Origin of the sequence: Schlesneria sphaerica (genome assembly GCF_044336245.1) — a bacterium.
Lineage (GTDB): Bacteria > Planctomycetota > Planctomycetia > Planctomycetales > Planctomycetaceae > Schlesneria > Schlesneria sphaerica.
In genome coordinates, this window is sequence record NZ_CP172346.1 from 4498260 (window position 1) to 4512858 (window position 14599).

Genomic DNA, 14599 nt, shown 5'->3' on the forward strand with positions numbered 1-14599 from the left:
GCTTGAGCACTTCCGGCTGGATCTCAATTCAACGGTGTACCGGTCCCCGATCGGATGAGGGCTGGTCGCTTCACATGCACGAAAGAAAGGATTGACCTATGAAAGCACTCTGCTGGCATGGCACCGGAGATGTCCGCGTCGACACGGTTCCGGATCCCCGCATTGAAGATCCACGCGACGCGATCGTCAGAATCACGGCCAGCGGGATCTGCGGGTCGGACCTGCATCTGCTGAACGGGTTTGTCCCGACGATGAAGAGCGGCGATGTGCTGGGACATGAACCGATGGGGATCGTGGAAGAAGTGGGAAGCGAGGTCCGCAATCTCAAGGCGGGTGATCGGGTCGTCATTCCGTTCACGATCTCGTGCGGCAGTTGTTTCTTCTGTCAGAAACAACTTTATTCGTGTTGCGACGTTTCCAACCCGAACGCGGAAATGGCGAAGAAGGCCATGGGGCATTCTCCGGCGGGGCTGTTTGGATTCTCTCACTTGTTTGGTGGATTTGCGGGGGGACAGGCAGAGTATCTGCGCGTCCCGTATGCGGATGTCGGACCTCTCAAGATCGAATCAGACCTGCCTGACGAGATGGTCCTGTTTTTATCAGACATTTTTCCGACGGGTTACATGGCGGCTGAAAACTGCGAGATCGAACCTGGCGACACCGTTGCCGTGTGGGGTTGCGGTCCGGTGGCCCAGTTCTCGATTCAAAGCGCCTGGCTGTTCGGTGCCGAACGTGTCATTGCGATCGATCGGGTGCCAGAACGTCTCGAATTAGCGCAGAAATATGGTAAGGCCGAGACCATCAATTTCGAGAAGGAGAACGTGCTGGAGCGCCTGGATGAAATGACCAAAGGAAGAGGCCCGGATCGGTGCATCGACGCCGTCGGTTGCGAGGCTCACGCCGCAGGAATGGCAGGGGCGGTCTACGACAAGGTTCGCTCGACTGTCTCTGTGACGCCCGATCGGGGATATGTGTTGCAGGAAGCAATTATGGCCTGTCGCAAAGGTGGCACGATCTCTGTCCCCGGAGCCTATGCCGGCTACCCGGACAAACTTCCCTTCGGCGCGTTCATGAATAAAGGCCTCACGATGAGAACGGGCCAGACGCACATGCAGCGTTATATGAAGCCGCTGTTCGAGAAGATTGCGGCAGGGCTGATCGATCCGTCGAGGATCATTACTCATCGGGTCAGCCTGGCGGACGCTCCAGAAGCTTACAAGACGTTCCGAGATAAGAAAGACGGGTGCATCAAGGTGGTCTTGAAGCCCTGACCACTCGTGAAGTGAAGCTGAACAGCGACAGCCTGACCCAGCAGCGGTTCTGATTTCAGTGCGGCCGCTACAGGGTTAGGTGTCTGCGAATTGCAGGGCGACAACAGATCTGAAATGGAAGTCGAAATGGGGGAGGGGAGATGCTGCTGTTGGTTGGGTTGGTAGTGGGGGTGGGCCGGGGTCTCAGCAGGATTTTTTCGCTTCGTCTCAAGTCGGGTCCCCGATAACCTTATTCCTTGTTTGAGGCCCCTGTTTCGTCCAGTGGGCGAAAGATGATCACACCTTGCGGGAAATGACAGATCCAGAGTTCTTCCTCTTTCATGGCGACACTGGCGGCCACTTCGCGCCCCAGAAGTTGAATCTTCTTACTGATCGATTTCTCGGTCTGTGACTGATCTCGCTTAAACAGAATACGCAGGACGATCGTTCGTTCCTGGTAAATCTCGCGACCGGCAAAGGCTCCATCGACTTCGTAAAGAGAGAAACCGTCGATGGCGTCGGCGGGCGCTTTTGCGCTACGCTCAATCAGCTTGGATTGCAGGAAGGTGTAGAGTTTGGCGAGTGTCTCGATCTTCTTGGGAATGTAGATTTCAACGCACTCGAAAGGCGTTGAAGGAGCCCACGCGGAAGCACGCTGTTTTGATGCCATCAGGATGTTCTCGCAGAGGCTGGAGACGAATTCCGACGTGAGTCCGGTTTGTGGTTATTCTGAGGATGCTTCTGGTCTGGGACAAGTTCTGCATTCTCGGCCGGAACAATCTTGCCTCCGTATCGGTTGGCGTAGACCTGGGTGAACTCGGCACCGAAAAAGATGATCTGGGCCGAATAGTAAACCCACACCAGCAGGACAATCAGTGATCCCGCGACTCCATACGACGAGGCGAACGTCGTTCGACCCAGATAAAGGCCGATGACAAATTTGCCTATGTTGAAAAGGACGGCTGTCATGAAAGCTCCCAGCCAGACGTCCTTCCATTTGATTTCGGCATCGGGCACGTATTTAAACATCATCGCGAACAAGAGCGTGAATACGAGAAGCGATGCGACGAAGTTTGCCGCCTGCGTGAGTCCCTCGAATTGACTCAGCCAATTGAAAAGATACCCTCCGGCAAACGACAACCCCGCGCTGATAATTAAGGAGACCAGCAGCAGGAAAGCGAAACTCATCACCATCGCCATGCTGAAAAACCGGTACCGAATGAAAGACCAGAGACCCTGGCCCGGTTTGGGGGTCACATCCCAGATGGTATTCAGGCTCTCCTGCAGTTGACCGAACACGCCAGAGGCACCGAACAGCAGGGTGACGAGCCCCAGAATCGTCGCCCACGTCCCGGTCTCGGGCTGATTCGCACTTTGCAGCATGGATTGGATCGCCTCGGCTCCCTGCTCACCAATCATCGATTGAATCTGCGATTCGATTTCACCACGGGCCGCTTCTTCGCCGAAAACGGAGGCTGCGACACGGAGGGACAGGACGAGCAGTGGGGCGATCGACAGGGCGGTATAGAAAGAGAGTGCCGCCCCCAGTCGAGGGACGTTGTCTTCGCTCCAGTCACTCGCGGTTTGACGGAGTAAATTCCAGGCTTCTCGCGACATCAGTTTTATTACCACACAACTTCTCCCTTGGGGTCTCCCTGGTGGCATGGCGGCCTTCCCGTCGAACAACGAACGGATGGCCGGGTTCTATTTGTGGAGAGCGGGGGAGTCCCTTCCCCCGGTGCGCCAGTTCTGCAATTGAAGTGCCGAGACGGTAGTCCGTTTTTGTGTGAGCCGGTTCACGAGACGGGGGGCACACAGGTTGGCGGAACGTCGGCGGAGGGGCAGTGCACGCCACGCCTGAACTTGCGTTTTTGAAGCAGCAGCGACACATTAAATGTGTACGCATGGCTAGTGGTTATTCTGGTTGGAGAGAGTGCGCGATTCGGGTTGGAAAGCTCTCCCAGCCGAGGTGAACCTCCTCTGCAAGGTGCCACATGAATATCAGTCTCTTTGGGTCGCACGTCGCCACTTCACGTCGAGAAATGTTGAAACGGCTGGGGTTTGCCTCATGCATCGGTCTGGTGGGGCGACCTCGAGAGATGCAGGCTGCAGAGCGCAGGTTGGATGTTCCATTCGACCGGCTCGTCCAGTCGTTCGGTTACGACAATGAAGGACCTGGGCTGGCAGTACTCGTCCATCAGAGCGGGCAGCCCGAGTACATGCGGTGCGTCGGACTCGCAACCATCAAGGACCGTCAGCCGGTGACGACGGCCACGATGTTTGAGCTCGCGTCGGTCACAAAGTCGATCACCGCAACGGCAATTTTGATGCTGCAGGACCGTCAGCAACTGAAGGTCACTGATGATGTCAGGAAGTATATTCCCGAGTTGCCAGAGTATGACAAGAAGAACCCGATCCAGATCCGGCATCTGGCACAGCACACATCGGGACTGGCCTCTTACATGGACATTCCGGATGTTCTGTCAAAGCACCCTGACTATACGCTGAATTCTGACTATGTTGGAGAATTCGCACGCCAGAACGTACCACTCGATTTTCCCACCGGTCAGAAGTATGCCTATAACAACACGAACTATCTTCTGCTGGCCGAGATTATTGCCCGGGTCACCGGCACCACCTACGGCCAGCATTTACGTGATGCGATCTTTGATCCTGCCGGAATGAAGACCGCGTTTGTCAGCGAGGGGCCAGGAAGCGTTCCTGTCGTCGCGGGCCGTGTGGATGCGATCGGCTACGGTCAGGAAGAGGGGGAGTGGAAACCACTCTGGGGGGTGCCACCCGCCCGGCAGGAAAAACTTCTCACCTGCGGCGATGGCGCAGTGTGGTGCAGTCTGGAAGATATGCTGGCCTGGGACAGGGCACTTCGGGCCAAAAAACTGATGAAGCCCGATACGGCGAAGCTGGCGGTCGTTCCCTCACGTACGCGAGATGGCCGAACTAATCCCTACGGCTACGGGTGGGAACTTTACTACAACAATCCAAAACAATTGAACGGCTTTGGACACGGGGGAGGTTGGGGCGGTTTCGGCACCTACTACTACCACGACATTCTGACCGGGCTAACGACGGTGATGCTCGGAAATGGCCGGCCGATCGACATGAACAAGTTTTGGTACGCGCTGATGGACCTCGTCAACAAACACGGGCTGTCATAGCAGGGATGCGGCGATTCGTACTCCACACGTGTGACAGTCCCGATGGACTCGCCCGGCTGTATCTTGCCGCAGCCACCGTCATCATGACCTTTCATCGATGATCAACAGGGGTGATACGCGGAGTGGCCTGCGTGTGCTGTGTTGCGCCGAGGGGTTGGGCATCTGGAGAGAGGCCCAACTCCCTTTTAGGCGGCGTCACCCTATCTAGGGCGTGATTTGAGTCCCCATTTTTCGTCGAAGAAGTCTGCCGCGACGATTTTTCCCGGGTAGCGGGGACTGGGCGGGGTGCGGAGGTCGATGATGGCCCAGTCGGGAAGCTTTGGAACCTGACGTGCGTTATTCAAATAGTCGTATTCCCGGTAGGTAAAGCTGCTGTTCAGCACCACATACTTTTCGGGGTTCAAGGGGTTCGGATAGACGAGCACGGGGGCATGGTGCGCGGCATCGAATGTCTGTCCTCCCACGCGAATTTCAGAGTCGGTCCATTGAATGGGCAATTTGCCGGCGATTCGAGACAGAATCTGATTGGCTTGAGAGTCACCCCACAGGATCAGGTTCGACTGGGCCAGATCCTGATCGGTGATCTCGGTGTCCTGTTTCACGATGGCATCGCCACGCATTTGCCTGCGCCAGTGCGTCACAGCATGTTCCAGTTCGGCATCCACCCATTGCTGCACTGCCGGGTTGCGGCAAGGTTGACTCGGTTTGACGAAGATGAATGAGTCCATCAGCGCGTCGTCGATGGGACCTTGCAGTCCATGCTTCTTGCGAAGGCCACTGGGTTGTCCTGCTTTCCAGTTTGTTCCATCGTGAATCAACGAGCCGGTCGCGGGAAGGTCGAACGGAGCACTGTCATTGATCCGAACCTTGCGTGGATGACCTTGCGGAGGGTTCACGGTCAGTGCCGTGACATTCCGGGCCGTAATGTGAAGTTCGTCGCCGACCGGTTTGACAACCACGCGCGCTTCTTCCCAGTGCTGATTCAGTCCGTCAACGGTCAACCAGTGCATCCGGTTGTATTTCAGGGTGTAGGTGACAAGCTGAACTTGTGACGGTTTGCGGTCAATCCCCTTGCGAGCCCACTCGGCGAGTTTCGCTTCGATCTGTTTGGCCGATTCCGGATGAATGCTGTGGGCCGTCATGGGGCCGATGATGTGCAGTAGCTTCATGCCTTCCCGTTCAAAAGCCACTTCCATGATGTCGGCGGCCTGCTTCTGGGAATCCATGTCACCGCTGTAAGCGACGGTCGGAAGATGAGCCAGGTTGGCTGCCACATCCGGGCAGTCATACATGTGCCAGAGCGCCCGCTCGCAAGGAGTGGGATTCAGGGTTTCCTTCTGAAAGAACTTCAGGAATTCGGGTGTCTCGGAAAAACCGGCACCGGGATTTGCCGCGAACCATTGATCGGGATAGTGGACGGCGAATTGCCAGCAGGCTGCTCCTCCCATGGAAAAACCGCGAACGGCAATTCGATCGGGATCGATCCGATATTGCTGCTTGACGGCTTCCAGCACTTCCAGAGTGTCGATTTCCCCTGCCAGCTTGTTCGCATTGCAATAGCGACCATACGGATGAGCAACGATGGTATTCTCGGGAGAAATGGGACCCACATTGCGCGAACGGTCGTTGAGGAAATTGACTTCGCTGAGAACTTCGCCACGTCCGTGAAACCAGAAGTCGAGACGGTGGGCTTCCAATCCGTCGAACTGGTAAGTCGCGGGAATAACCAGCCCATACGGCTGGACCGTGCGGTCAATGCGGGAAATGTATCCTCGCACGACTAAACCGGTCTGCCTGGTCCAAGGGGCTTCGCCCGCCAGCAACTGATCCGCTCGCTGATGTCCCTGTTGCAAGAGACTCTTGCCGACGGGGATCTCTTTGGCGTCAAAAAACTCCTGGTACCGTAGTGCCTGATCGACGGCTCGATGGAAGATCAGAATGTCCGGCAACAAGCCCTTCACTGTCGGCGAGGCGGATTGGCTAAGTCGCTCGATTTTGGCTTGCAGTGAGGTCAGTCCTTCGGTCAGTTCCTGACGGTCTGCCTCGGGGACTTCCACACCGAGCTTCGGAATCCGCCGGACCTGATCCACCTGGTTGTCGGCCGGACCATCGGCGAGCAGTGAATGTGTTGCCCACCCGATGCAGGAAAGGATGGCGATAAACGCGATCGATGACGCACGATGGACGACAGACACCATGTTCGGTTCTTCCGTTGCGGGGTGGAAAGTCACGTGACACAGAACAGATCGAAGTGAGACGGTGGCGCCCCACTGTGGTGGGGCGCCACCCGTGGGTCAGGAGAGTGAGTGGACGACGAGCCCCGACAGGAGCTTGGGGTAGAAGTAGGTACTCTTGGGCGGCATCGTTTCTCGATTGGCCGCGATCGTCTGAACATGCTCAATGGAGGCGGGGGCAACCAGGCATCCAAGCTGATGGGTCTTCGCGTTCAGCGCGGCCGTTGTTTCCTCCAGTCGATGAACGTATTCGAATTGAGGAGTGCCACCGAGCTTCTTGAACAGCAGCTCTTCCAGCAGCAGTTTGTGCAGCAGGCTGACCCCCAGCGATTGCCAGTCTTCGCTGTGGTCGGCGGCAAGTGATTCCATAAGGCTGGGGTCGGTCACTCGGACGAACAGCCATTTCCCATCGGCGGCGGTGCCAAAGCCGAAGACATCCTGTCCCCCGTCGGCTTCGATCAGTTCCCACGCCTCTTGCGCCCCTTTGTCACCCTGTTCGAGGACATCAATTTCGCAGCAGGATTTCAGTGCATCCACGACTTGCTGCGACGTGAGGTCGGCAGGCAGTCCCGAGACAATTCGGTGCGTAGGAAGAATCTGCAGTCCAGGATCCTGCATTCCCACGAGCTGCATCAGGACGAAGTTCGGGGCCGCAAGATCGTCCGTCAGCTCACCGGCGGCGGTCAGTTCCTTGCGATAGTTGAGTGCGGTTTCATAGCGGTGATGCCCGTCTGCGATAAAGACTGGCTTGTCACGCAGTTCGGCTTTGACCTTTCCAATCAGCGCGTGATCCTTGATGACCCACACGCGGTGGATGACGCCGAGATGGTCTTTGGCGAGTGACGGCGTCAACTTGATACAGGCATCGTCGAGTCCCTTTTGCAGTGAGCCTGTTTCATCGGGATAGAGTCCGAAAATCGGAGAGAGGTTGGCCCGAGTCGCACGAATCAGGCTGAGTCGGTCCTGCTTGGGGCCCGACAGAGTCTGTTCATGGGGATAAACGTTTCCGGTTCCAAACTCTTCCAGCCGGACGCGCGCCAGAAAACCGCCCCGGACGAACGTCTTGCCTTCCCACTTGAATTCCTGCGAGTAGACGTAGATGGCGTCTTCCTGCTCTTGCAGCAGTACCCCGTCAATCATCCAGTGCTTGATAAACTCGGCAGCGCGATCGTACCGGGCGTTGGGGTCGGGATCCGCTGGCTCGACGCGATTCAGTTCCAGTCGAATGAAGTTGCAGGGGTGCTTTTTGTAGAGCTGATCCTGAAATTTGCTGTCGATGACATCATAGGGTGGTGTTACCACATCCGAGAGGTCACCTACCTGAGAGACATCGTAACGCCAACCACGAAACGGACTGACTTCAACCATTTTCAATCAACCTTGCTGCAACCGGAAACGGCATCGGCATCCAAAGCTCGATGCGTGGCATCGAGAGATGCGATGACAGGCATAGGATGAAGGAAGTTCACTAATGGTTCAAGGAGAGACGGAGAATCGTTGTTTCGTCAGGTCCGCCACTCATCTTCGCACTCTCGCACCGCCTTTGCCAGGACCGTACTGGTCCGCGTGACTGCGTCGAGAGTGCTGCGTAACTGCTGGAGCAGCGGGGCGAGTTGCTCTTCTTCCATCGTGCGGCTCACGACGTCGTTCCAGTCCTGGCGTGCGGCGTCCCAGGCGGCGGTGAGTTTGTCACCGGCCATTTTTAGCTGACCGGCGCCGTCTGTCAGATTCCCCAGAGTCATGATGGATGCAGTCCGGCGCCAGAGTGGAGGAGATAAAAAAGTGGAGGAAATAAAAAGGACGCGGGCAGAATGCCCGCGCGACAGGTTTCAGCCGAGTTTCCGTTCCAGTCCGAGCTGATGGAAGTAGTGCGTCACCTTGGCCTGATTCTTCAGCAGCCAGTCGATTCCGGGTTCGTTGTGCATGGCTTTGTGAATCGCCTTTGCAGTCGCCTGCCGATTCGTTTCGAAAAGGATGTTGTGATCCACTTCGACTTCCGTCACGCTGGGGTCGAGCCAGACAGAGATGATGATTCCGAGATCGTTCGCCTTTTCCTTGGGAATATCGCCGGCCCGGACGGCGTCGAGAACCCCGTTGGCGATGCCCGCCTGGACCGTTCCCATCAGGATGTTGGTGTACTTGGTGTCTTTGACGGTGACCTTGCTGACCATCAAGGTGACAGGTCGTACCTGAACATCACAGTTCAGAATGGCGAATACGCGGGAATGGCCTTTGGTCTGATCGCCGATCAGGTTGGCGATCGCATAACCGACGGGACCATCGAGTTCGCCGATCACCACTTCGGGTTCTGCGGCCGAATAGGCTGGTTCGGCTTCGACCAGAGCTTCGCCGGTTCGCATGACGATTCTCTCTGACGCCCGCACTTTGCTGACGGCTTCTTTCTTACCCGCTTTTTTCTTTGGCATCTGCTTCGATCTCTGTTTTTTGCAAGTGAATTTGGTGAACGTGTCGCCGTGTATCGTGGCGATCCGCAGGGGCGATCGTCAATTCAAGGGAGCGAATTCAACGGCAAGGAGATCGGTGCTATCAAGCTCACGTTTTGTCCTCAACCGCGTCAGCGTCACGCTGCTAACGCGAGGTGATTCCGGCGTTTGCAACGATTAATCCCATTGCAGAATCGGGGGCGGGTCACTTTGTCTGTGGGATCGCGGCCCAGACTTGACGGCAGCAGTACGAACGACGAGAATTCCGCGACTTCGAGCCATAGAAAGCGTCCCGTTGGTTTGGTTGGCCTTGTGGACGGCGTTCGAAGGAGTTTTTCCGTCCGAGCAATCGGTCGAAAACTACTCGGTTGGGCTTTTTTCTCGCACCGTTTCGGAAGCGTGATTCGTCCCTGCTCGATACAACTGACATCGCAGTGAGATTTGAGCTCGTAGCTCAGTTGGTAGAGCAACGGACTTTTAATCGCTCCTCACCCTCTTTGAGATTCGCCTGATTTCACGAGAAATCCCCTGTTTTATAGGCTCGAATCCACTTCTCCCGATTTCGCGAAAACCCCTCGAAATCGGTCGAAACCCCTCGTTGCGGGTGTAGACTACACCCGGTTTTTTTCGAGGGGGTTCAAACTAAAAAAGCCCCGTCCACCACATGGCAAACAGGGCTTTTGCCGCCAATCTGATCACTCATTCAGCTTATCCAAAACCCATTCAGCCCCATCCTCGTCGTTCTCCCGCAGTTCCTCCAGGGCCTGAACGATTAGCTTCAAGACCCGATGGCGTTCGATCTGCTCGGCCAAGCTGGCTTCGACTTCTTCAATCGTCATGCTCCAAGCCCTTTCTCGTTGTCGGATATGGCAACCGTCCGCACGGCCTCGACGTGGTCGAGACACGACAGCCGGTCAATCACGAGTACGGATTCACTTCGGCGGGTCGTCAGTTCCTTTCCGCAGTGTGAACATCGAGGGTCCCACCGGATCAGATCCTTCCAGAACATCTCGCGCTCAGCCTCGGCCTTGGAGTCGGCTTCCTGCTGCCGTTCCAATTCCGCTTTGGCCTTTCGCTTGGCGATCTCCTTCTTACCCTTCATCGTGCAATCCTCCTATCGGGCTGTTCCAGCCGCTTCCATCCACCCTGCCGAACTGCATTCACACACTTGGGGCAGTACAGCTTGTTCCGGCAGCAGCACGCCGAATTCGGCAGCTGGGATTTTTCCACAAGGCGGATTTCGCACGTCGTGCAGTGCGGGTTGTCGAACATCAGTTGGTTCTTCGCGATCCGTTTCAGTTGCTTGCCGGTGAACCGTCTTGGCTCGCGGTGCTTGGGTGAAGTTGCGTGGTGCTTCATTTTGATTCCGTTCGGTTGGTTGAACGTCGGACCATGCCGCCAATGAATGACGGCGGGAAGATGGTTGACGTGGTGACGCGCTGGGCCTTCTGCCGTCGTTGCCATTGGGCTGTGAGAGCGTTTGCGATCCTGAGCCCTGTAACTGTCTTCGATCCGTGCCCGCCTCGGCTCATACTTCACCTGCCTTCGTGTTGCTGGCTTCAGCCTTGATGGTTTCACGGACGGGTTTCCGGCATTCCCTGCACGCCAGACGGTCGACAATCAGATGGGCTTGGTTCTCTGTGATTGCCGTCTCAAGCCACTTGCCACACCGGCAGCAAGCGGGATTCTCGGCCATCAGCCGGGCTTTCAATTGGTCCTGCTGCTTCTCGTAGCGGAAGCGATTCACCTGGGCCCGGCCCCGGGCAGTCAGTTCAGGACGGATTTCAGCGATATCGAGCCCGTTCCGCTTCTTGATTTTGCCGATGCAGTTCTGGCAACTGAGAGTGTCGCCAACCAGATGGGCGGAATCGTCTCGAAGCGAAACGTCCGTCAGGTGGAGCCCGCAACCCTTACAGGTGGGATCAGCGGCCAGAAGTTCCCGCTTCCGTTCGGCTCGCGGGCTCTCGGGTGTGTACTGTTTTGCGGGGGGTGGCGTGAAGGAAACGTAGACGGGTTTGGTTTTCAGCATTGAGGCACCATCCCGTCTGTTGTCAGTGGACGAACGGCAACGGTCCACGACCTGGGAACGTGTGCGACCCTGTGTCGCTCTTCGTTCTCCGACTTCATCAAGAATTCTGCCCCTTCGAGTGTGTAGCCAACACGGACGCATGGCGGAAATGCTGTCGGGTCGCTCGGTCGGTCCTCATCGGGGATACCGGTCAGAATCAGGATGTGACCGTTCGTCATGACCACTGCCCATCGGCCCCGCGTCTTGGCTTGCTGGGATCGATTGAAGGTGATCGCGAATTCGATCGCGATTGCTTCCTCCATATCGTCGGTGAGCGAGGGCGGGAAAGACGTTCGTTTCTTCGGCTGCCAGTTCAGGACGTCGAGCGTCACGAGCCCGAAAGCGTTCGTTTTGGCGTACTCTTGCCAGATCTCCTTTTGCTCTGCTTCGCGGGTGTTGAAAACCTTCGTTCCTGGGGTGGATTGAATCACGTAGCCTGTCATTTGGGACTCACTTTTCGTGGTAGTTGCTGGGTTGGCGGCTAATTCCTGTGCGGGATCGGGGCTACTTCGACTTCGATGACTTGCCGGTGAAATTGCCGACCATTTCACCCCGTTCCCGTCGCATTCGTTCCTCATCCGACCATTCACCCTGAATGACGAGGCAATGGGCCGCGATCTCATCAGGTGAAGGGATGAAGCTTGATGGGCGTCCGTCGCGAGCCAGGGGTTGGGCCTCGGGGTTACGTGTGGGCGTACCGGTAGCGCAGAGCATTGGGCGAAAACTCCGTTTGGTTGTGGGCGCACCGGGAGCCCGGAAGAGCGTTCAGGACTGGTGCGAAGTTTCGACGTTGACCACTTGGCAGCGTGACGGCTTGCCGGGTCAGGAAATGAAAAATCCCTCGCAAGGACAGGTCACCACAACACTGAGCCCCGGCGAGGGATTGGAAACATCAAGATTTTTGAAAAGTGCGGCGTCGCTGTCGACGCTGTCAGTGTTGTGGTAGGGGAAAGATTACAGTCGGCAAAATCGGCTGTCAACAAGTTGGCTACTCTTTTGGCCAAATTGTTGGACAAATAAATAACCATGGTTTACGCCAAATGAGAAACGTGATTCAAATACTGCATGGCCAGACAGGAACACACCCCCGAAGACATTGACCGGATCATCGGCGAACTCACTGCCGTCTGTGATCGACTTCGCGTCATCGCAGACTCAATGAGAAAGTCTGGCGCGCCTCACGTACTGCTTCAGAGTGCATCACAGCTTAACAAGCACATCCCCGAAGTGGTCCGTTGGTCCGAGAAGTCGGAAGTGGACGCACGGGATCAGGTCAGGGCTTACCTCGCCGGGGTTGATTCTCCTGTTGAGATTAGGCGCAGGCTCAATGCGGCACAGAAACTGAAGTCCGCCAAGAAGAAAGCCCCTTAGGCGGCTCGCGAGTCCTGGGCGGCGTCTTTCGCGGCTCCGGCTCAGGAGCGGGCTCTACGAACTTTGGTTCGCGGGGCTTGACTGGCATAGTTGCTACTTTGCCGGTCTTAGTTTCGTACTTAACTTCCTTTTGCTCCGAAAAGGCGTACTCTGAGTACTCCTTTTTCATAACGCTAACTAGGTTGTGTCCGACGCAACATGCTTCGGCGATCTTGTAAGCGGACCACTGCGACCATTCCGGGTCACTCAGCAGCATTTCAACGGAACGACGCTTATCTTTGTTCGTCCGTGGAAGCGGTGATCGGCTTCCCCGATTCGACAACGGCTTTCCAGACTTCGACCTGTTGTTCTGGCGTGTCGGTGGCTTTTGAGATCGCTCTCGCCTGTCGCTCGTTTACTGGCAGGGATTCAACTTGGCATCCAATGGATGCCAAGTTGTTCACAACCTCGACGGACTGGATTAGCAAGTTCACGTGTCCCTTCGAGCGATTCCACCGCTTCTTGCAATACTCCTCGAAGGTGGCGTAGTCGGCCCGGTACTCGCGGTTGTCTCGGATGGAGCGGTTTCGACGAATTCAGCAAAACCGATGATCAGATGTTGACCAGAATCTCAATCGACTCCGGCCTGAGTGGCTTCAAGAGAACGACGTTGCAACCGGCGTCAAATGCCTTTTTTCGAGCTTCCTCTTCTGGCAATACGCTGACAGCAACAATTATTATTTCTTGAAACTCTGATTTCTGTCGCAACAGACTGATCAATTCGAAACCATTGATGCCGGGCATTTGCAGGTCAATTATCGCGACTTCAGGGCTAAACGACTGCGTAACCTCTAAGGCTTTTCGTCCACTGTAAGCCACTTGAACGTCTTGGCCGTGCATTTTGAGCAGCATACCAAGTGCATTTGCTGAATCTACGTGATCATCAACGACGAGCGTTCGTCTTCCGGGCGGGTCGATCCCGGAGGGGTGTTGTTGGCTCATGTCCGCTGCCCCTGTCTCACAATCCAATACGGTTTGTCATTGGGGGTTTGCGCAGCAAATCCAGTTCCCGCCAATCACTGCCGTTTCTCCCATTTCTCACGCGGGCAAGGCTCCTCGCCAATTTTGAGCATGTCGCCAACGTAGGATTCCCAAGCCTCATCCGACACTTCCCGGCGACGTGACCACTGCCAGGATCGTGTGGAATCCGGGGCGGGAATGCTGATTCTCAGAACCAGGGTTTCGGGGTTCCCGCCGCGTTCAATCAACCAGTGCCGACCGCAGCCGGTGCAGATGAAGAAATGCCCGGCGTGGGAATCGTCCAGCGCGGGGGCGTCAAGAACGATCCGCTCAGAGCAGGCCCAGCATGGGAGCAATCCCGCCAGGGCGAGCCAGTCGATTAGCGGGCAAGCTCGAAGCGATCCGATCGGCTTCCAGGGGATGCAGCGGTCGCATCGAAAAAGAAATGACGTCGGGGTCTGGTTTGCCATTTCGATTCGCTGCAATTATGGGACACGGAATCGAATTATGGATAACAGACAGGATCTCTTGCCGCAATCGACTGGGCGGGTGACACTGCGGGCGAGGTTTGATCACGGCGCGGGCAAAGGAATGAAATCGTGTGGGTGTTCTTCACTGGATGGAAACGGAAGCTCGGGTGTGTGGCGCTGGTATTGGCCTGTCTGTTCACTGCCGGGTGGATTCGGAGTTGGGGTACCACTGATCGGTTCGGAGTCGCCCAGACGAGTTCTCGGCGCCTATTCGAATCAGTTAAAGGTGAACTCCATTCGCTGACACAGATCTCGCCAGAAACTGAATTAATGCTTTCGGACGAAGCTTTAGAATGGCAGAGCGAACCAAGTAGAGACAGCGATTCGCTCGCTATGCTTCGAATGGTGAACGCGATCGATTTCTCACAAAAACTGACTGCATCAATCAGTAATGGTGGGATCGCTACAGTTGAGCAAGATGATAAATTCGACAACGACTTTACCCGGATGGGGTTTTGGTATTGCTCCACCAATTGCACCTCGCCACCGATGCGGATGTCATGTGTTTCAATACCTTATTGGTCAAT

At 56.1% G+C, this 14599-nt stretch carries 16 protein-coding genes; 3 read left to right on the plus strand and 13 right to left on the minus strand.

Annotated features, from left to right (window positions below):
* The first annotated feature begins 98 nt into the window (after positions 1 to 98).
* Complete coding sequence (locus ACGY09_RS16300; protein ID WP_373649158.1) at positions 99 to 1271, plus strand: zinc-dependent alcohol dehydrogenase; 1173 nt, start codon at positions 99 to 101, stop codon at positions 1269 to 1271.
* Between the two features lie 229 nt (positions 1272 to 1500).
* Here ACGY09_RS16300 and ACGY09_RS16305 read toward each other — a convergent pair whose 3' ends face one another.
* Both ACGY09_RS16305 and ACGY09_RS16310 read right to left on the minus strand, forming a co-directional pair.
* Entirely contained in the window at positions 1501 to 1920 is a 420-nt protein-coding gene (locus tag ACGY09_RS16305) for a hypothetical protein (protein WP_373649157.1), read from the minus strand.
* Positions 1920 to 2882 carry a YihY/virulence factor BrkB family protein gene (locus ACGY09_RS16310; RefSeq protein WP_397568560.1) on the minus strand — a complete coding sequence of 321 codons (963 nt, stop codon included), beginning with the start codon at positions 2880 to 2882 and terminating at the stop codon, positions 1920 to 1922. Before ACGY09_RS16310 ends, ACGY09_RS16305 begins: the two co-directional genes overlap by 1 nt.
* 362 nt (positions 2883 to 3244) lie before the next feature.
* Here ACGY09_RS16310 and ACGY09_RS16315 point away from each other — a divergent pair, with 362 nt between their 5' ends.
* Positions 3245 to 4426 (plus strand): serine hydrolase domain-containing protein, encoded by a 1182-nt coding sequence (locus ACGY09_RS16315; RefSeq protein ID WP_397568561.1) that lies wholly within the window; start codon positions 3245 to 3247, stop codon positions 4424 to 4426.
* Between the two features lie 200 nt (positions 4427 to 4626).
* On the opposite strand, the gene ACGY09_RS16320 is transcribed toward ACGY09_RS16315, so the two are convergent.
* The 9 genes from ACGY09_RS16320 to ACGY09_RS16360 form a co-directional block, all read right to left on the minus strand.
* Entirely contained in the window at positions 4627 to 6624 is a 1998-nt protein-coding gene (locus tag ACGY09_RS16320; RefSeq protein ID WP_397568562.1) for a prolyl oligopeptidase family serine peptidase, read from the minus strand.
* Between the two features lie 96 nt (positions 6625 to 6720).
* Complete coding sequence (locus tag ACGY09_RS16325) at positions 6721 to 8028, minus strand: DUF1015 domain-containing protein (protein ID WP_397568563.1); 1308 nt, start codon at positions 8026 to 8028, stop codon at positions 6721 to 6723.
* A 137-nt stretch (positions 8029 to 8165) separates the two neighbouring features.
* Positions 8166 to 8402 (minus strand): hypothetical protein, encoded by a 237-nt coding sequence (locus tag ACGY09_RS16330; protein ID WP_397568564.1) that lies wholly within the window; start codon positions 8400 to 8402, stop codon positions 8166 to 8168.
* 87 nt (positions 8403 to 8489) lie between these two features.
* Positions 8490 to 9086: a formaldehyde-activating enzyme gene (gene fae, locus ACGY09_RS16335; RefSeq protein ID WP_373649151.1), complete on the minus strand. Its 597-nt coding sequence runs from the start codon at positions 9084 to 9086 to the stop codon at positions 8490 to 8492.
* Positions 9087 to 9799: 713 nt separating this feature from the next.
* Entirely contained in the window at positions 9800 to 9943 is a 144-nt protein-coding gene (locus tag ACGY09_RS16340) for a hypothetical protein (RefSeq protein WP_397568565.1), read from the minus strand.
* Positions 9940 to 10206 (minus strand): hypothetical protein, encoded by a 267-nt coding sequence (locus ACGY09_RS16345; RefSeq protein ID WP_397568566.1) that lies wholly within the window; start codon positions 10204 to 10206, stop codon positions 9940 to 9942. Before ACGY09_RS16345 ends, ACGY09_RS16340 begins: the two co-directional genes overlap by 4 nt.
* Before the next feature lie 426 nt (positions 10207 to 10632).
* Complete coding sequence (locus ACGY09_RS16350) at positions 10633 to 11133, minus strand: hypothetical protein (RefSeq protein WP_397568567.1); 501 nt, start codon at positions 11131 to 11133, stop codon at positions 10633 to 10635.
* A complete protein-coding gene (locus ACGY09_RS16355) occupies positions 11127 to 11615 on the minus strand; it encodes a hypothetical protein (protein ID WP_397568568.1) in 489 nt (162 codons plus the stop codon). The genes ACGY09_RS16350 and ACGY09_RS16355 overlap by 7 nt, the downstream gene beginning before the upstream one ends.
* 61 nt (positions 11616 to 11676) lie before the next feature.
* Positions 11677 to 11886 (minus strand): hypothetical protein, encoded by a 210-nt coding sequence (locus ACGY09_RS16360; protein ID WP_397568569.1) that lies wholly within the window; start codon positions 11884 to 11886, stop codon positions 11677 to 11679.
* 351 nt (positions 11887 to 12237) lie between these two features.
* Here ACGY09_RS16360 and ACGY09_RS16365 point away from each other — a divergent pair, with 351 nt between their 5' ends.
* Entirely contained in the window at positions 12238 to 12543 is a 306-nt protein-coding gene (locus ACGY09_RS16365; RefSeq protein ID WP_397568570.1) for a hypothetical protein, read from the plus strand.
* Between the two features lie 591 nt (positions 12544 to 13134).
* Here the strand turns inward: ACGY09_RS16365 and ACGY09_RS16370 are convergent.
* The gene (locus ACGY09_RS16370; RefSeq protein WP_397568571.1) at positions 13135 to 13524 is read right to left on the minus strand and encodes a response regulator; all 390 of its coding nucleotides are present in this window, start codon (positions 13522 to 13524) and stop codon (positions 13135 to 13137) included.
* A gap of 74 nt (positions 13525 to 13598) precedes the next feature.
* Entirely contained in the window at positions 13599 to 14012 is a 414-nt protein-coding gene (locus ACGY09_RS16375) for a hypothetical protein (RefSeq protein WP_397568572.1), read from the minus strand.
* Positions 14013 to 14599: the final 587 nt, after the last annotated feature.